This window comes from Nocardioides zeae (assembly GCF_010686755.1).
Lineage (GTDB): Bacteria > Actinomycetota > Actinomycetes > Propionibacteriales > Nocardioidaceae > Nocardioides > Nocardioides zeae.
The window spans coordinates 1-16807 of record NZ_JAAGXA010000024.1 but is presented as its reverse complement, the minus strand read 5'-3'; the positions used below and the strand labels follow the sequence as shown (position 1 = coordinate 16807).

Sequence of the window (16807 nt, the reverse complement as noted above, 5' to 3'; positions counted from 1 at the left end):
GAGTCCCATGACCAACCTGTCGTCCCTGCTCGAGGGCTCCGCGCAGCAGTTCCCCACCCGCACCGCGATCATCCTGGGCGACACCCGCCTGAGCTACGCCCAGGTGGACGGTGCCGCCAACCAGGTCGCGAACCTGCTCGTCGCCCGCGGCATCAAGCCGGGCGACAAGGTGGCGCTGACCTGTCCCAACCTGCCGTACTTCTCGATCGTCTACTACGGCATCCTCAAGGCCGGCGCGACCGTGGTGCCGCTCAACGTGCTCCTCAAGGCCCGCGAGATCGCCTACCACCTGGACGACTCGGACGCGAAGGCCTACTTCTGCTTCCAGGGCACGCCGGAGCTGCCGATGGGCACCGAGGGCAAGGCGGGCTTCGACCAGACGCCCGGCACGGAGCACTTCTTCGTGATCACCGCCGACCCCTCGGCGGAGTCGCCGATCGAGGGCGCGGAGACCTTCGCCCAGGCGCTCGCCGGCCAGGCGCCCACCTTCGAGTCCGTCGCCACCGACGACGGCGACACGGCGGTCATCCTCTACACGTCGGGCACGACCGGCCAGCCCAAGGGCGCCGAGCTCAGCCACTCCAACATGCTGTCCAACGCCCTGGTCAGCGAGCAGCTCTTCGGCGCCGATGCCGAGAACCCCGACACCTACCTGTGCGTGCTGCCGCTGTTCCACTCCTTCGGCCAGACGGTCATCCAGAACAGCGCGTTCGCCTTCGGCGGCACCGTCGTCATGCTGCCGCGCTTCGAGGCGCAGCCGGCGCTCGGGCTCATGCTGAAGGAGGAGGTGACGTTCTTCGCGGGCGTCCCGACGATGTACTGGGGCCTCCTCGGCGCACTGGACGACGCGGTCGACGTCTCGAGCCTCGCCGCCAACCTGCGCGTCGCGGCCGCCGGCGGTTCCGCGCTGCCGGTCGAGGTGCACAAGAACTTCCAGCAGAAGTTCGGCGTCACGATCCTGGAGGGCTACGGCCTCTCCGAGACCTCGCCCGTCGCCTCGTTCTCCCCGTGGGGCGAGGAGCCGCGCGTCGGCTCGATCGGCACCCCCATCCCCGGGGTCGAGATGAAGCTGATCGACGCCGAGTGGAACGAGCTCACCGAGGACGACGCCGTCGGCGAGATCGCCATCAAGGGCCCCAACATCATGAAGGGCTACTACGGCCGTCCCGACGCGACGGCCGCCGCGATCCAGGACGGCTGGTTCCGCTCGGGCGACCTCGGCAAGAAGGACGCCGACGGCTGGTACTACATCGTCGACCGCGCGAAGGACATGATCATCCGCGGTGGCTTCAACGTGTACCCCCGCGAGATCGAGGAGGTGCTGATGACGCACCCCGCCGTCTCGCTCGCCGCCGTCATCGGCGTCCCGCACGAGTCGCACGGCGAGGAGGTCAAGGCGTACGTCATCCTCGACAAGACCGCGGACCCGGTGACCTCCGACGAGCTGGTCGCCTGGGGCAAGGAGCAGTTCGCGGCGTACAAGTACCCGCGCACGGTCGAGATCGTCGAGACCCTCCCGATGACCGCCACCGGCAAGATCCTCAAGCGCGAGCTCGGCTGACCCGGTCGCCGGCCGTCGGGTTTCCCCGGCGGCCGGCGCGGGAACGACCTCCGCCGGTTCCGCCCCCGACGGGAGAGGGGCGGCCCGACGAGGAGGACCGGATGGTCGACATCGACACCCTGCTGTCCTGGAAGCCGACCGACCTGGCGGCGGTGGGCGACCGGCTCAACGAGGACCGGCGCACGCTGCTCGACCTGCAGGACGAGGTCGACGACGGCTACCCGCCGAGCACGTGGACGGGTGAGGGATCGACGTCGGCCCGCACGAACCACACGCGGCTGCGCGACGACCTCAACGACCTGGTCGCCGAGATCGCGCCGGTCATCACCGGCATCGACAGCGCGGCGTCCACCATCCTGACGGCGCAGCAGCAGGTCGAGGCGGCGCGGCAGACCATCGCAGCGCGCGGCTGGCTGCTGTCGACGGCCGGTGGCCAGGTCCGCGCGGACCCCCCGGCGGGTGCCGAGGAGGGCGACGGCGACCGCGAGGCCGTCCAGGGCGCGATCGACGAGATCACGACGGCACTCTCCACCGCGCAGCAGGCGGACACGGACCTCGCGGCCGTGCTCGGCAACTCGGAGTCGAACCAGTACGACGGCGGCACCGGCACGCTGTCCGACGCGGGCCTGCCGCCCCACCTCCAGGGCCTCAGCGAGGCGGACCTCGTCGACTACTTCATGGAGCACCCGGAGGAGACCGCGCCCTACGTCGACCAGCTCTCGACGCGGCAGCAGCAGGCGCTGGGCGAGTCGCTGGCCGGTCAGCTCGAGCGGCTGGACTACGGCGACTGGAACTACGGGGAGCAGGAGACCGACCCCGAGGACTGGCTGACGGACTCCGAGCTGGCCCAGCTCAACGCCCAGCTCGCGGCGTTCGGCCACAACCCGACGGTCGCGACCACGGCGCTCGACCAGATCGGTCCGGAGACCTACCTGGAGCTGCAGCAGAACCTGCTCATGCCCCACGGCGACCAGGGCACGGAACCGCCGACGGTCGGCACCATGGGCGAGTCGCAGCGCCAGCTCGGCGCCCTCCTGGCCGCCGGCACGTCGGGCATCACCGCCGACGGGCAGGCCGGTTCGACGACGCACGTCGCGGAGTCGTGGGTCGACACCCTCGTCGACCACGCCAGCTCGACCGACTACAACTACAACTGGGGCACCGACACGGTGAACGGCCTCCAGCTGCTGGGTGTCGCGGCCGGTGAGCCGGGCCACGGGTCCTACTTCCTCAACCGGCTCGGCTCCGAGGTCGAGCGCTACGAGCTCGACTACCTGGCCGAGAACGGCGGGCACCCCTGGAACCAGTGGTCCACCGGACCGGACGCCCGGCTCGACTACACGGCGTACGGGGCCGACGACGACCGGTCGTGGGAGGACTTCATGTACGACGACCGCCTCGACCCGGGCACGCCGAGCGGCTTCGACCCGATGGCGGGCGTCTTCGAGGGCATGTCGCACAACCCCGACGCGGCGCGGGAGTTCCTGTCGGGCGACCCGTACGTCGCGGAGGGCCAGGACGCTCCGGAGAACCGGATCGACTACTACCTCAACGACCGCGAGTGGGACATCAGCCCCCACGAGGACGAGTGGGTGACGGGCATGCGCCACTTCGGCGACGCCCTCGTGTCCGCGACGACCGAGTCGCCGACGCCGGTGTCCGCCGACCTCGCCGAGCAGGCGGTGACGGCGGCCCAGGGTGGCGCGCTCGACGACTACCCGTCGCTGCAGCGCGACTACTCCACGATCCTCGGCGCCTACATGCCCGACGTGTACGACGCGTTCAGCGGCCCCGGTGCGCAGGACCTGCAGTCGCAGGGCGACACGAACCCCTGGCTGCCCGGCGAGCAGACCGCCGACATGCGGGCGCGGTTCTCCGAGGCGGAGCTCCGGGACGTGCTCCAGCAGGTCGGTCAGGACGAGACCGCCGGGCAGAACCTCACGGGCGCCGCGACCCTCTACGCGAACTACGGGTACGACGCGGTCTTCAGCGGCGCGGTCGACGCGGGCGCGGAGGGCCAGGACCTCACGGGCCAGTGGAACTCGCGGCTCGACAACGCCATCTCGTCGGTCAACTCGCCGTTCGCCGACGTCGTCGGCTCGCTGGGCGAGGGCTACAGCGAGCACCTGCGGGCGGAGGGCCTGCGCGCCGACCAGGAGGCGAGCAGCGCCGGCGACGGCTACTGGCAGGCGGGCGGGTACGTCGCCAACAAGCTCGCCGGCGAGATCCCGTTCGTGGGCGCGGTGGCCCCGGACGTCGTGGACCTCGCGGTCGACGGCATCACGGGCCTCAACGACGTCGACACCACCAACGAGGTGCGCGCCGACATCGGCTCGTACGTCTACAACACCGAGGGCGCGCTGCAGGGCGTGGCGGAGGGTGCGGTCTACCGCAACCTCCCCGTCGACTACCTCCAGCAGTACGCCCCCGAGCTCGTCGGCCCCGACGGCCGGGCGGTGCCGATGAACGAGTGGACCCAGGCCCAGGCCGACGCGTGGGCCGGCCTCAACGGCACGAGCGGCCCCGGCGGCGTGGCCGGCCAGCTCTCCAGCGACCTCGCCGACCAGCTCGACGGGTCGGCCAGCCAGACGGAGCGCCAGGACGGCCAGTGAGCCGGTCCCGGCAGGAGGAGGTACAGGCATGACCGTGGCCATGGTCCGTGCGGACATCCAGAGCGCGGCGGAGCGGATCGGCGCCGCCGGCGAGGCGGTCGACGGGTTGTCCGCCGGCGAGCACGCCGGCCAGATCGCGGCGGCGCTGCCGGGCTCGAGCTCGGGCCCCGCGTCGTCGACGCTGCAGACCACCTGGACGCAGGAGTACGACGGCTGGGCCCGTCGGGTCCGGGAGCACGCCCAGGCGATGCAGGACGCCGCGGCGGACCTCGAGGAGACCGACATCACGGTCGCCGCCGGCATGCGGCCCGGCGTGCCCCAGCCCATCTGATGGGGCCCCGCTGATGGCACCGCGGCGCTCCGTGGTCGGCACCGCGGTGTCGGTCGCCGTCGCGGTCGTCGTCGTCGCGGTGATCGGGGTGGTGGCGCTCGTGCGTGACGACGGGCCGTCAGAACCGTCGGTGCCGGACGCGCTCGCCCGCGCGGCCGACCGCGCCACCGTCGACCTCGTCGCGGGGGGCGACGGGCTGCCCGCGGACGACGCGGAACGATTGCGGGCCGTGCTGGTCGAGACCCCGTGGTCGGGGGCGCAGGCGGCGCGGGTGGCCACTGCGCTGCCGTACGCGCTCGCCCCCGACGCGGACACCGACGACCCCGCAGGGTTGCTGACGATGGCCGTCACGGTCGTCGCCGACGCGGGCGACATCCAGCCCGGGCTCGCGGACGCGTTCCTCGCGACGCTCTCCCGGTGGCCGTCCGCCGTCCACGCCGCGCTGGGCGGGCAGGTCCCGGCGGGCTCGGGTCGCGTCGACGCCGTCGCCCCCGACCTCCGGCGCGACGACCTGCTGCGGGCGGTCACCGTCGCGTCCCGCGAGGGCGGCGGCGGCCAGCTCTTCGCCACGTCGTACGGCGCGTGGGCCGCCGACGTGTTCCGCGACGACCTCGAGGCGGCGGTCGCCGACGCGGGCGCGATCGGGCCCGACGTGGTCGAGGGCGCGGGATCGGCCTACGTCGGCGCGGTGCGGATCGCCGAGGCGGTCCGCGACGGCGAGTGCGCCGACGGGGTCGACTGCTGGATGGTCGAGGACGCGCTGCGCGACGCGCTGACGCCGCAGCTCCTGCAGGTGGTGGTCGACGCGACCGACCCCGCGGACCTGCCCCCCGGGCTCGTCGAGGCCGACGGTCGCCCCGTTCGTCTCGACCCGGCGACCATGACGCCGGACGAGCGCGCCGCCTACGGCGACTACTACGCGAGCGTGTCCTCGGCGACGCCGGTCATCGCGGAGCTCGGGGAGATCTGAGCGTCGCGGTAGGGCGCGCGGTTGGTCGGCGGCTCGCGCCTCACCGGGGGCGCGAAGTGTGCAGCTGGGGCGGGTCCGGCTGGGTGCCGGCCGCACCAAGCGCACATTCCTGGCGCCTCTCTGGCCCCCCGCGCGCCCTCCGCGCCCCGCGCCCCGCGCCGCGCCCGACCGCGGGACGTCATGCGCGGCGGTGGCCGGGGGCGCCGGTCCGCATGACGTCGCGGTACGGCGCGCGCTCGCCCGCGACGTACGAGCGCCGCTGACCAGACCGGGGCCGCGAAATGTGCAGCTGGGACATGCCTGGGGGCGTCCGGGCTGCACCAAGTGCACTCTTTCAGGCACCCGCCCGGCGCCACCCCCGGACGTCATGCGCGGAGGTGGCCCGGGGCGCCGGGGTGCATGACGCCGCGGTACGGCGCGCATTCGCCCGCGGCGTACCGGGGCCGCGAGGTGTGCGGCTGGGACGTGCCCGGCGCCGCCGGGGCCGCACCGAGCGCACTGTTCGCGCGCCTGCGGACCTCGGATCAGGCGAACGGGTTCGGCAGGGCTCCGGGGAGGTCGGCGAGGAGCTCGCGGGCGCGGGCGGCGTGCTTGTGCTCGACGAGCACCTCGTAGCGGGTCGCGACGACGGAGCTGACCGAGCTGAAGTCGCGGCGGCCACCGGTCGCGGCGTACCCCAGCACGGCCCAGACCACGCTGAACGCGACACCGAGGAGCACCGTGGACAGCAGGATCGCGCCCAGGCTCTGCTCGACGAAGAACGAGAAGATGAGGCCGAGGAACAGGCCGAGCCACGCGCCGGAGATGGCGCCGGCGGCAGCCACCTTCGGGTAGGTGAGACGGCCGGTGACGCGCTCGACCTGCTTGAGGTCGGTGCCGACGATCATGCAGTTCTCGACGGGGAACTCGGCGTCGGACAGGTGGTCGACGGTGCGCTGGGCGGCGGCGTAGTCCTCGTAGACCGCGAGCGACTGCGGGAACTCGAGGGACAGGGCCCCGGCGGCGCCGGGCGGGACGCGGTTGGACATGCCTCCAGTGTGCCGCGTCCGTCCAGACGAGACCCGCGATCCGGCCTCGGATCAGGGCAGTGTGCGGAGCGTCTCCACGACGGTGCGGGCGAAGACCCCGCCGCCCTGCTCGCCGGGGTGGATGCCGTCGGAGGCGAAGTCCGTGACCTGGGCGGCCGCCTGGTCCCAGCGGGCGAGCCCGACCCAGGGGTGCGCCGCCACGAAGGCCTCCAGCTTGCGGTTGACCTCGGGCATCCAGGAGCGGTTGCCGTGGGCCGTCACGAGCACCAGCCGGTGACCCTCGCCCATGGCTGCGACGATCGCGCTCAGGTCGCGGCTGCTGATGTCGCCGTTGGTGCCGAGGGCGACGACGAGGTACGGACGCAGCCGACCCGACTCCCGCAGGGCGGTGACGATCGCGGGCGCCTCGGCGAGCTGGCGGCCGACGGCGGCGTCGACGCCGACCCCGGGCAGCTCGGCCACGAGACCGGGTGCCGCCGCGAGGGTGACGGAGTCGCCGACGACGACGGTCTGGGCGCCGATCTCGGCGGGGGAGGCCTCGGCCAGGGCGGGCGGCGCGGGCCGGTCGGGCTCCGTCGACGGCGTGGCCGCCCCGGGCCCGCCCTCCAGCGACGCCCCCGCGTCGGCGAGCGCGTCCTGCCCGGTCGCGACGAGGCTCTCGACCTGACCGCGGTCGGGCGCCTGGCGCAGGCCCTGGCCGGCGAGCAGGGCGAGGACCGCGAGGCCGACGACGAGCACGACGCCGCGGGGGAGGAGGTCCGCCCGCACGACCCGCCAGCCGCGCCGCGCGGCGCCGCGGAACCCGTGCCGCAGGATCGGCCGCTCGACGTAGCGCCAGCTCAGCGAGGCCGCCGCCAGCGTGAGGTAGATCGTGAGGGCGCCGCGCAGCATCCCCGAGCTGTCGGGGAACGCCCCGCGCAGCAGCACCAGCACCGGCCAGTGCCACAGGTAGATGCCGTAGCTCCGCTCGCCCAGCCAGACGACCGGGCGGGTCGCGAGCACGCCGTGGACGGGCCCGCCGCGGCGGACCACGAGGCCCACGAGGAGGAGGGCCGTCGCGAGGGCGACGGTCGCGATGCCGCCGCGGTAGGTCACGTCCAGCCCGTCGCGGAGCCTCGCCATCGCCACGAGCACGCCGAGCGCTGCCGCGACCGGTACGACGGGGTGCGTCAGCCCGCGCTGCACGGCGGCCACCCGGGGGGTGCGCGGCGTGCCGGTCAGGAGGGGGACCGCGAGCGCCGCGGCCGCGCCGAGCAGGAGGCCGAAGCCGTGGGTGTCGGTGCCGAAGTAGAGCCGGCTCGGGTCCTGGCCCGGGGTGTGGAACCAGGCCATGGCGCCCGCGCTGGCCGCGGCGGCGACGAGCACGACGACCACCCGCGTGCGGGGCCGCCGGACCACGACGAGGAGGAGCGCGAGGAGCAGCGGCCAGACGAGGTAGAACTGCTCCTCCACCGCCAGCGACCACAGGTGCTGCAGCAGCGGCGGGTCGGTGTGGTCGAAGTAGGAGAACTCGGCGCTCGCCTGGAACCAGTTGCTGGTGAACGTGAGCGCCGACAGCACCTGCTCCCGCAGCCGCCCGCTCACGTCCGGGCCGACGAGGGCCGCGGCCGCGGCGACGGCGAGGAGCAGGGTCAGCAGGGCGGGCAGGAGGCGCTGGGCGCGCCGTACCCAGAACCGCACCAGCCCCGGACCGCCCTCGACGCGGCGCTGGTGGACCAGGCTGGCCGTGATGACGAACCCGGAGATGACGAAGAAGACGTCGACGCCGAGGTAGCCGCCGGGGACGAGCGTCGGGAAGAGGTGGTAGAGCACCACGGCCGTGACCGCGACCCCGCGCAGGCCGTCGATGGCCCGCACCCGCGGCGGGTGGGGCGTGCCGGCGGGCTGGGGGCTGGTGTGCGGGTCGACCGCCGGGGCCGCCCCGGCCGCCGGACGCGGCGCGGGACCGGCCTCGGGCGACCGCTGGAGGGTGGCGGTGGGAGGAGTCATGGGGAGGGGAGCACCTGGGTCGGGGGAGGCTGACGACCCGATCGAGTTTCGCACAGGTGGTTCCCGCCGCACATCTCCCCGACGGCCGTGTCCCGCTGGTCGGTCGTGGTCCGGAGCGGGACTAGGATGGCGGCTCGTCAGCCCCCCGCATCTCCAGGAGCGCCCCGTGGCCCGTGTGGTCGTCGACGTCATGCCCAAGCCCGAGATCCTCGACCCGCAGGGCAAGGCGGTGGCCGGCGCGCTGCCGCGCCTCGGCTTCACCGGCATCAGCGAGGTCCGTCAGGGCAAGCGCTTCGAGCTCGAGGTCGCCGAGGTGACCGACGAGGTGCTCGCCCAGGTCCACGAGGCCGCCGAGAAGCTGCTGTCCAACCCCGTGATCGAGAACTTCACGGTGCGTGTGGAGGACCAGGCGTGAGGATCGGCGTCGTCACCTTCCCCGGCTCGCTCGACGACGTCGACGCGCAGCGCGCGGTCCGGATCGGCGGCAACGAGGCGGTCGCGCTCTGGCACGGCGACGAGGACCTCCGCGGCGTCGACGCGATCGTGCTGCCGGGCGGCTTCTCCTACGGCGACTACCTGCGGTGTGGTGCCATCTCCCGCTTCTCGCCGGTCATGACGTCGGTGGTCGAGGCGGCCGGGAAGGGCATGCCCGTCCTCGGCATCTGCAACGGCTTCCAGGTGCTCTGCGAGTCCCACCTGCTCCCCGGCGCGCTGATCCGCAACGACCACCGCAAGTTCATCTGCCGCGACCAGCGCCTCCGGATCGAGAACGCGTCGACGGCGTGGACCTCGGCGTACGAGGCCGGGCAGGAGATCACGGTCGTCCTCAAGAACGGCGAGGGGGCGTACGTCGCGGACGAGGCGACGCTCGACCGCCTGGAGGGCGAGGGGCAGGTCGTGGCGCGCTACGTGGGCAACCCCAACGGGTCCCAGCGCGACATCGCGGGCGTCACCAACGCCGCGGGGAACGTCGTGGGCCTCATGCCCCACCCCGAGCACGCGGTCGAGGACCTCACGGGCCCCGGCACCGACGGTCTCGGCTTCTTCACGTCGCTCGTCGAGCGGGCATTCGCCTGACCTACGACACGTCGTCGTAGGATGCGGGTCATGTCGCCCCGCCGCCTGTTCCGCGTCGTCGCCGTCACCGAGGCCTGCACCTGGGCCCTGCTGCTCGTCGGGATGTTCCTGAAGTACGTCACGAAGACGACCGAGGCGGTCGTCAGCGTCGGCGGCATGCTCCACGGCATCGCGTTCATCGCGTTCCTGCTGACGACGATCGTCGTCGCGCAGGACCAGCGGTGGTCGTTCCGCCGGACCATCACGGGCCTCGCCTCCGCGATCCCGCCCTTCTTCACCATCTGGTTCGACCTCGCGACGGAGCGGAAGGGCCTGCTCGGCGACACGTGGCGGCTCGCGAGCGAGCCGGCGTCCGGTGGCCTCGAGAAGCCGGTCTCGTGGCTGGTCCGCAAGCCGCTGCAGGGCCTGGCCGCCGGCGTCGTCGCCGTCGCGGTGCTCACGGGCCTGGCGCTCGTCGCGGGCCCGCCCGTCGGCTGAGGCCCGGCCCGGGTCGGCGGGCTTCAGGCCCCCCTCAGCAAGGCGCGTCACCCTCGGGGGATGGGTCGTCCGCGTCGTACCGTCCTCGTCACCTCCCGCTGGGTCGCCTCCGCCGCCGTGATGGCGGCGATGGCGACCGGAACGGCGGCCGCCGCCGCGGAGGAGGGGCCGTCGGGCTCGCGCGGCCCCACGTCTCCCGGCTCAGCTGCGGCCTCGGTCGCCGGCCATGCGTCCGAGCCGCTCGGCGAGGGCAGCGGCCGCGGTGCGGAGCCCGGGCGGGTCGAGGAGCTCCACCGGGGCGTCGATCTCCGCAAGGCGTAGCACCACCCACTCCAGGTCGTCGGCGCCCGCCACGATCCGCGTCCACCCGGGTTCCGGGTCGGGCTCGGCACGCGCGGTCTGCGGCCCCAACATCTCGCGCACCTCGTCGAGCGGGAGCGCCACGCGGGCCGTGGTGACGAACCGGTACGGCGAGGCGGTGACGCTGCTGTGCACGTACGACGCGGGATCCGGGTGCGGCGGCCGGCTGCAGCGCCACGTGGTGACGACGAGGCCGCCGATCCGGTCGACCCGGAACGTGCGCCAGGCGTCGCGGTCGGTGTCCCAGGCCAGCAGGTACCACCGTCGTCCGGTGGCGACGAGGCCCGACGGCTCGACGTCGCGCTCGGCGGGCTCGCCCCCGGGCCGCGCGTAGGCGAAGCGGACCCGCACCCGGTCGCGGGTCGCGCCCGCCAGCCGCATGAGCACGCCGCCGTCGACCTGCACGCCGCCCCGCTCGAGGGTCGCCGTGGTCTCCGCCATCGCGCGCACCTCCGCGCGCAGGCGGGGCGGCAGCACCTGGTCGAGCTTGGCGAGGGTGCGGAGGGTGGCGTCGGCCGCTCCCGCGACGGTGCCGCCGGCCGCGAGCAGCAGCGAGACGGTCGTCGCGATGGCCTCGTCCGGGGCGAGCAGCAGCGGCGGCAGCGCGGCGCCGGCGCCCAGCTGGTAGCCGCCGCCCACGCCTTGGGCCGCGTTGACGGGGTAGCCGAGGTCGCGCAGGCGGGTGACGTCGCGCCGTACGCAGCGGTCGGTGACCCCCAGCTCGGCCGCCAGCTCGGGGCCGGTCCAGGTGCGCCGCTGCTGCAGCAGGCCGAGCAGGCGCAGCACCCGCTCCGTGGTCGTCTCCGGCACAGCCGTGATCCTGCCACTGATTGCGGACCGAACCGTTCCTGAATGGCTGCGACGGTGGGGACATGGAGATCGAGCAGCGGTACGTCAGGTGGGGTGGGTTGCTCCCGGCAGGGTCGTCGGCGGAGGCGGGCGGGCGGGTGCGGACGGAGCGCGCCGAGCGGTCGCGCCGGGTCGCGCGTCCGCGGCGACGGAAGGAGCAGGGCTGATGGCGGTGACGGTGCAGGTGACCTTCGACTGCGCGGACCCGGGCGCGCTGAGCGCGTTCTGGGCGGCGGCGACGGGCTACGAGATCGACCCGCCGCCGGCGGGGTTCCGCAGCTGGGAGGCGGCGCTCGACGCCTGGGGCGTGCCGCCCGAGCGGCGCCACGACGCCTCGGCCTGCGGGCCGCCCCCGGGCTCGAGGGCGAGGCGCGGATGGCGGCGCTCGAGGCGGAGGCGGAGCGACTGGTGGCGCTCGGCGCGACGCGCGTCGAGCGCCACGAGGCCGAGCCCGGCCTCGGGAAGGGGCACGTCGTGATGCGTGACCCCGAGGGCAACGAGTTCTGCCTGGACTGATCCTCCGACGGGGGCGACTAGGCCACCGTCTCGACCTCGCCGACGAACATCGAGGCCGGTACGCCGAGGGTGGCGGCGTGCCGGCCGGCCTCGGCCATCTCCGGGGAGCGCAGCGCGGTCTGCAGGTCCTCGGCGCTGGCGAAGTCGAGCTGGGCCACGAGGTGGACGACCTTCTCGCCGGCGAGCGGCCGGGGCCACGACAGCGTGCAGCCGGCGATGCCCGGCAGCGCGTGGACGAGCGGCACGTGCTCGGCACGGTAGCGGGCGTCGAAGTCCGCGGGGTCGGTGGGGACGGCGTACTGGACGGTGACGCGGTGCATCGGTTCTCCTTCGTCGGCGGGGGCCGGTCCCGTTGTGGGCCGGGCACACCCGTGCCATGCTATTACTGACCGTTCGGTCTGTTAATGGGTCGAGCCCTCGGGAGGGCACGTGGACACCATCGTGCAGGAGGACCTGCAGGAGCAGTTCGAGGCCACGCTCGCGCGGGGCGACCGGATCGAGCCGCGGGACTGGATGCCCGACGACTACCGGGCGACGCTCGTGCGGCAGATCGCCCAGCACGCCCACTCCGAGATCATCGGGATGCAGCCGGAGGGCGCCTGGATCTCCCGCGCGCCGTCGCTGCGGCGCAAGGCGACGCTGCTCGCCAAGGTGCAGGACGAGGCCGGGCACGGGCTCTACCTCTACTCCGCGGCCGAGACCCTCGGCACCTCGCGCGGCGAGCTGACGGAGAAGCTGCTCGCGGGACGGCAGAAGTACTCGTCGATCTTCGCCTACCCGACGCCCTCGTACGCCGACGTGGGCACCATCGGCTGGCTCGTCGACGGGGCGGCCATCTGCAACCAGGTGCCGCTGTGCCGCACGTCCTACGGGCCCTACGGGCGCGCGATGATCCGGGTCTGCAAGGAGGAGTCGTTCCACCAGCGGCAGGGCTTCGAGCTGCTGATGACGATGATGCAGGGCACCGACGAGCAGCGGGCGATGGTGCAGGAGTCGGTCGACCGGTTCTGGTGGCCGGCGCTCATGATGTTCGGCCCGCCCGACGCCGACTCCCCGAACACCGCCCGGTCGATGGCCTGGGGCATCAAGCGCGACACCAACGACGACCTGCGCCAGAAGTTCGTCGACATGACGGTGCCGCAGGCCGAGCGGCTCGGCGTCCGGCTGCCTGACGACGGCCTCGTCTGGAACGAGGCGCGCGGCCACCACGACTTCACGCCGCCCGACTGGGACGAGCTCGCCGCGGTCGTGCGGGGCGACGGGCCGTGCAGTGCCGAGCGGCTCGCCCACCGCCGCCGCGCCCACGAGGACGGCGCGTGGGTGCGGGAGGCGGCGCTGGCCTTCGCCGCGCGCGCCGAGGCCGACCGCGCCGGGGAGGGCGCCCGATGAGTGCCGAGTGGCCGCTCTACGAGGTGTTCGTCCGCGGCAAGCGGGGCCTCAACCACGTCCACGTCGGTTCGTTGCACGCCGCGGACGACACGATGGCGGTGCGCAACGCGCGGGACGTCTACACCCGGCGCAACGAGGGCGTCAGCATCTGGGTGGTGCGCGCGGACGCGATCACGGCCTCGAGCCCCGACGAGAAGGACCCGATGTTCGCCCCGGCGGGCGACAAGGTCTACCGCCACCCGACGTTCTACGACGTCCCGGCCGACGTCCCGCACCTGTGAGCGGCTCCGTGACCGGCGACGACGCCCACTGGGCCTTCGGCACGTCGTTCGTCGACCCGTTGGCGGGCGTCGACACGACGCTGCCGGACGGGGTCGACGGGGGTGAGCTGGCGGCGTACTGCCTCATGCTCGGCGACGACGCCCTCGTCGCCTCCCACCGGCTCGCGGAGTGGTGCAGCAACGCGCCCGACCTGGAGGAGGACGTCGCGCTGGCCAACATCGCGCTCGACCTGCTCGGCCAGGCGCGGCTGCTGCTCGCGCGCGCCGCGGCGGCGGACCCGGGCGCGGTGCCCCCGCTCCCCGCGGGCTCCCCGGTGCCGGGGGAGGACGCGCTGGCGTTCTTCCGCGACGCGGACGACTACCGCTGCGTGCGCTTGGTGGAGCCGGAGAACGGCGACTTCGGCGAGACCGTGGCGCGCCTGCTGTGCTTCGCGACGTGGCGCCTCGCGCTCCTCGCGCGGCTCGTCGACAGCCGCGACCCCGTGCTGGCCGCGATCGCCGCGAAGGGTGTGAAGGAGGTGGCCTACCACCGCGACCACGCCGCCCGCTGGGTCGTGACCCTCGCCCGGGGGACGGCGGAGTCGCGGCGCCGCGTCCGCGCGGGGCTGCGCGCGGTCTGGCCGCACCGGGCGGAGCTGGCGCGCACCCACCCGGTGGAGGCGCGCCTGGCGCGCGCCGGGGTCGCGGTCGACCCGGCGGACGTGGTGGCGGAGGTGGACGGCGTGCTCGCGCAGGTGCTGCGGGCGGCGGACCTCGACGACCTGGGCCCCTGCGCTGCGGGGCCGGTGCTCGACGGGCCGGGTGGCCGCGACGGCCGGCACACCCCGGACCTCGCGGCGCTGCTGGCCGAGATGCAGGTCGTCGCGCGCGCCCACCCGGCGGGGCGGTGGTGACGGTGCTCGGGTCCCCCGTGTGCGACGCCCGGGAGCTCGCCGCCCAGGTCACCGACCCGGAGATGCCGATGCTCACCCTCGCCGACCTCGGCGTGCTGCGGGAGGTGAAGGTCGAGGGTGACCGGGTGCGCGTGGTCATCACGCCGACCTACTCCGGCTGCCCCGCACTGGCCACGATGCGCGACGACCTCGTGCGCGTGCTGACGACGGCGGGGTACGCCGCGGTGGACGTCGTCGTCGCCCTGGCGCCCGCGTGGTCGTCGGACTGGATCACCGAGCGCGGCCGCGCGGCCCTGCAGGCCCACGGGCTGTCGGCGCCGGGGCCCGCACCGCGACGTACCGGGCCGGTCGTCCTCGACCTCGGGCCCACGCGCCGCGACGTGGCGTGCCCGCGCTGCGGGAGCGGGGAGGTGGTGCTGGCCTCGGAGTTCGGGCCGACGGCGTGCACGGCGCTCTACCGGTGCCGGGCGTGCGCGGAGCCGTTCCAGCACGTGAAGGAGATCTGATGCCGCGCGCCTTCCACCCGTTGCGGGTCGCGGCCGTCGACCGTCTCACCGACGACGCAGCCGCGGTCACGTTCGACGTGCCGCCGCACCTCGCCGCGGAGTTCCGCTTCGACGCGGGGCAGTCCCTCACCCTGCGGCGCGAGGTGGGCGGCCGGGAGCACCGGCGTTCCTACTCCATCTGCGCGCCCGTCGGCGCACCGCCGCGCGTGGGTGTGCGGACCGTGCCGGGCGGGCTGTTCTCGACGTGGCTCGTCGAGGAGGTGCGTCCGAGCGACGTCATCGAGGCGCAGCGCCCCTCGGGCTCGTTCCGGGCCACGCCGGAGCAGGGCGGACGCCACCTGTGCGTCGCCGCGGGGTCGGGCATCACGCCGATGCTCTCGATCGCCGCCACCGTGCTGCGGCACCCGGAGGCGCGCGTGACGCTCGTCTACGCCAACCGCCGCGCGTCGACGGTGATGTTCGCGGACGAGCTGGCCGACCTCAAGGACCGGTACGGCGCGCGCCTGGCCCTCGTCCACGTGCTGTCTCGGGAACCCCGGGACGTGGAGCTCTTCTCCGGGCGCCTCGACGCCGACCGGCTGGGCCGCATCGTCGACGCGCTCGTCCCCACGGCGGGCCTCGACCACGCGTGGCTCTGCGGGCCGCTGGGGCTGGTGGCGGAGGCCCGGGCGGTGCTGGCGGACCGCGGCGTACCGGCCGCGAGGATCCACGCCGAGCTGTTCCACGTGGACGGCCCGCCACCGGCGCCGCGGCGGTCGGAGGACGCGCCGCCGGGGGCGACGAGCGCCGTCACCGTGGTGCTCGACGGTCGGCGCAGCACCGACCGGTTGCCGCGTGACGCGACCCTCCTCGACGGTGCGCAGCGGGTGCGTGCCGACCTGCCGTTCGCGTGCAAGGGCGGGGTGTGCGGCACGTGCCGGGCGCGGCTGGTGGACGGCGCGGCCGACATGCGGCGCAACTTCGCGCTCGACCCGGCCGAGGTCGCGGCGGGCTTCGTGCTGACCTGCCAGACGTTCCCCGTGGGCGACGCGCTCACGGTCGACTTCGACGCGTGAGCCGGTCCAGACCGGTGGACCGGATCCACGTCTGCTGAGCGCCGATCAATCGATTCCGCCCCGCGACCGCGCCGCTGCTCCTAGTCTTCCTGAGAACTGTCTGAGGAGAGGGAGCACATGCGCACCACCACCACGACCGGCGTCGTCGCAGCCGCCGCGCTCGCCATCGGCGGGCTGACGCTCGCGCCGGCCCAGGCGGCAGCGCCGGGCGGCATCACCATCAGCGGCCCGACCTACCCGAAGCCGGAGGCCGGTGACACGGAGTGGTCGCCCTACGTCTCGGAGACCTGCGGGTTCGAGGTGTCGTTCAGGGACGCGACCCCGGCGGCCGACTACGACGCCACGATCGCCAGCGCGACCGCGCCGGGCACGCCGCTCGACCTGGTGAACTGGGTCGACTACGACGGCCGGGGCAACGGTGCGGTGGGCGTCGACTGCGGCTACGACGACGTGTTCCTCGTCGACGGCGAGACCTACCTGGTGACGGTCCACGAGTACTCGGCGCGCGGCATCGAGGTCGGCTCCACCACCTCCGAGATCGTGTACGACGAGGTCGGCGCCCCCGTCGACGCGTGGGTCGCGGTCGACGGAGTGCGTGCCGGCGACACCCTGCCGACCGCGCGGGCGATCGACATCGCCTTCGAGGGCGCCTGGGAGGAGGGCTCGACCTTCACCACGCGGGTGAGCGTCGTCCCGCACGAGGTCGTCGACAGCGACTGGGAGGTCGACGAGGACCCGTTCGTCGACGTCCTCAACCGCACCGTCACCGGCTCCGCGCCGGTGTCGCGCTTCTCGCTGCCGCACCACCTCGGTGGCGACTACGTCTTCGTGTCGGTCCGCGCCGACAAGCCGGGCAAGGCCCCGGTGGTCGTCACGTTCGAGGAGCCGTTCGAGGTCGTCACGTCCCCGCCGA

Annotated in this window: 18 protein-coding genes and 1 pseudogene; 15 read left to right on the top strand and 4 right to left on the bottom strand. The window is 74.1% G+C overall.

What is annotated here, in order from left to right; translation table 11 throughout:
* Positions 1 to 7 precede the first annotated feature (7 nt).
* The 4 genes from G3T38_RS20335 (at position 8) to G3T38_RS20320 (ending at position 5474) form a co-directional block, all read left to right on the top strand.
* On the top strand, positions 8 to 1561 hold the full coding sequence (locus G3T38_RS20335; protein ID WP_163774648.1) for a long-chain-fatty-acid--CoA ligase: 1554 nt from the start codon (positions 8 to 10) through the stop codon (positions 1559 to 1561).
* Positions 1562 to 1662: 101 nt separating this feature from the next.
* Complete coding sequence (locus tag G3T38_RS20330; protein WP_163774646.1) at positions 1663 to 4173, top strand: DUF6571 family protein; 2511 nt, start codon at positions 1663 to 1665, stop codon at positions 4171 to 4173.
* Positions 4174 to 4201: 28 nt separating this feature from the next.
* Complete coding sequence (locus tag G3T38_RS20325) at positions 4202 to 4504, top strand: hypothetical protein (RefSeq protein WP_163774644.1); 303 nt, start codon at positions 4202 to 4204, stop codon at positions 4502 to 4504.
* A 13-nt stretch (positions 4505 to 4517) separates the two neighbouring features.
* Positions 4518 to 5474 carry a hypothetical protein gene (locus G3T38_RS20320; protein ID WP_163774642.1) on the top strand — a complete coding sequence of 319 codons (957 nt, stop codon included), beginning with the start codon at positions 4518 to 4520 and terminating at the stop codon, positions 5472 to 5474.
* 524 nt (positions 5475 to 5998) lie between these two features.
* Here the strand turns inward: G3T38_RS20320 and G3T38_RS20315 are convergent.
* Both G3T38_RS20315 and G3T38_RS20310 read right to left on the bottom strand, forming a co-directional pair.
* Positions 5999 to 6502 carry a YflT domain-containing protein gene (locus tag G3T38_RS20315; protein WP_163774640.1) on the bottom strand — a complete coding sequence of 168 codons (504 nt, stop codon included), beginning with the start codon at positions 6500 to 6502 and terminating at the stop codon, positions 5999 to 6001.
* 51 nt (positions 6503 to 6553) lie between these two features.
* Positions 6554 to 8491: an acyltransferase family protein gene (locus G3T38_RS20310; RefSeq protein ID WP_163774638.1), complete on the bottom strand. Its 1938-nt coding sequence runs from the start codon at positions 8489 to 8491 to the stop codon at positions 6554 to 6556.
* 166 nt (positions 8492 to 8657) lie between these two features.
* Between G3T38_RS20310 and purS the strand changes: the two genes are divergently transcribed.
* The 3 genes from purS to G3T38_RS20295 are packed head-to-tail and all read left to right on the top strand — an operon-like array spanning position 8658 to position 10045.
* Entirely contained in the window at positions 8658 to 8906 is a 249-nt protein-coding gene (purS, locus tag G3T38_RS22000) for a phosphoribosylformylglycinamidine synthase subunit PurS (protein WP_163774636.1), read from the top strand.
* Positions 8903 to 9568, top strand: coding sequence for a phosphoribosylformylglycinamidine synthase subunit PurQ (gene purQ, locus G3T38_RS20300; protein ID WP_163774635.1), 666 nt, complete (start codon positions 8903 to 8905; stop codon positions 9566 to 9568). The genes purS and purQ overlap by 4 nt, the downstream gene beginning before the upstream one ends.
* 30 nt (positions 9569 to 9598) lie before the next feature.
* Positions 9599 to 10045 carry a DUF3817 domain-containing protein gene (locus tag G3T38_RS20295; RefSeq protein WP_163774633.1) on the top strand — a complete coding sequence of 149 codons (447 nt, stop codon included), beginning with the start codon at positions 9599 to 9601 and terminating at the stop codon, positions 10043 to 10045.
* 201 nt (positions 10046 to 10246) lie between these two features.
* On the opposite strand, the gene G3T38_RS20290 is transcribed toward G3T38_RS20295, so the two are convergent.
* On the bottom strand, positions 10247 to 11215 hold the full coding sequence (locus G3T38_RS20290; protein WP_163774631.1) for a WYL domain-containing protein: 969 nt from the start codon (positions 11213 to 11215) through the stop codon (positions 10247 to 10249).
* Between the two features lie 205 nt (positions 11216 to 11420).
* Between G3T38_RS20290 and G3T38_RS22410 the strand changes: the two are divergent.
* Both G3T38_RS22410 and G3T38_RS22405 read left to right on the top strand, forming a co-directional pair.
* Positions 11421 to 11519, top strand: a pseudogene (locus tag G3T38_RS22410) (VOC family protein); the annotation flags it as partial.
* A 110-nt stretch (positions 11520 to 11629) separates the two neighbouring features.
* Complete coding sequence (locus G3T38_RS22405; RefSeq protein WP_275940982.1) at positions 11630 to 11770, top strand: VOC family protein; 141 nt, start codon at positions 11630 to 11632, stop codon at positions 11768 to 11770.
* Positions 11771 to 11787: 17 nt separating this feature from the next.
* On the opposite strand, the gene G3T38_RS20280 is transcribed toward G3T38_RS22405, so the two are convergent.
* Positions 11788 to 12090: an EthD family reductase gene (locus tag G3T38_RS20280; protein ID WP_163774629.1), complete on the bottom strand. Its 303-nt coding sequence runs from the start codon at positions 12088 to 12090 to the stop codon at positions 11788 to 11790.
* Between the two features lie 109 nt (positions 12091 to 12199).
* On the opposite strand from G3T38_RS20280, the gene paaA reads away from it, so the two are divergent.
* The 6 genes from paaA to G3T38_RS20250 all read left to right on the top strand — a co-directional run.
* Positions 12200 to 13159: a 1,2-phenylacetyl-CoA epoxidase subunit PaaA gene (gene paaA, locus G3T38_RS20275; protein ID WP_338037790.1), complete on the top strand. Its 960-nt coding sequence runs from the start codon at positions 12200 to 12202 to the stop codon at positions 13157 to 13159.
* The gene (paaB, locus tag G3T38_RS20270) at positions 13156 to 13440 is read left to right on the top strand and encodes a 1,2-phenylacetyl-CoA epoxidase subunit PaaB (RefSeq protein WP_163774627.1); all 285 of its coding nucleotides are present in this window, start codon (positions 13156 to 13158) and stop codon (positions 13438 to 13440) included. Before paaA ends, paaB begins: the two co-directional genes overlap by 4 nt.
* Before the next feature lie 8 nt (positions 13441 to 13448).
* Entirely contained in the window at positions 13449 to 14333 is an 885-nt protein-coding gene (gene paaC, locus G3T38_RS20265; protein ID WP_338037789.1) for a 1,2-phenylacetyl-CoA epoxidase subunit PaaC, read from the top strand.
* Positions 14334 to 14335: 2 nt separating this feature from the next.
* Positions 14336 to 14839, top strand: a complete 504-nt coding sequence (paaD, locus tag G3T38_RS20260; protein ID WP_338037788.1) for a 1,2-phenylacetyl-CoA epoxidase subunit PaaD — start codon at positions 14336 to 14338, stop codon at positions 14837 to 14839.
* Positions 14839 to 15894 carry a 1,2-phenylacetyl-CoA epoxidase subunit PaaE gene (gene paaE / locus G3T38_RS20255; protein ID WP_163774620.1) on the top strand — a complete coding sequence of 352 codons (1056 nt, stop codon included), beginning with the start codon at positions 14839 to 14841 and terminating at the stop codon, positions 15892 to 15894. Before paaD ends, paaE begins: the two co-directional genes overlap by 1 nt.
* Before the next feature lie 117 nt (positions 15895 to 16011).
* A partial coding sequence (locus tag G3T38_RS20250; protein ID WP_163774618.1) for a hypothetical protein occupies positions 16012 to 16807 on the top strand: 796 nt, incomplete at its 3' end.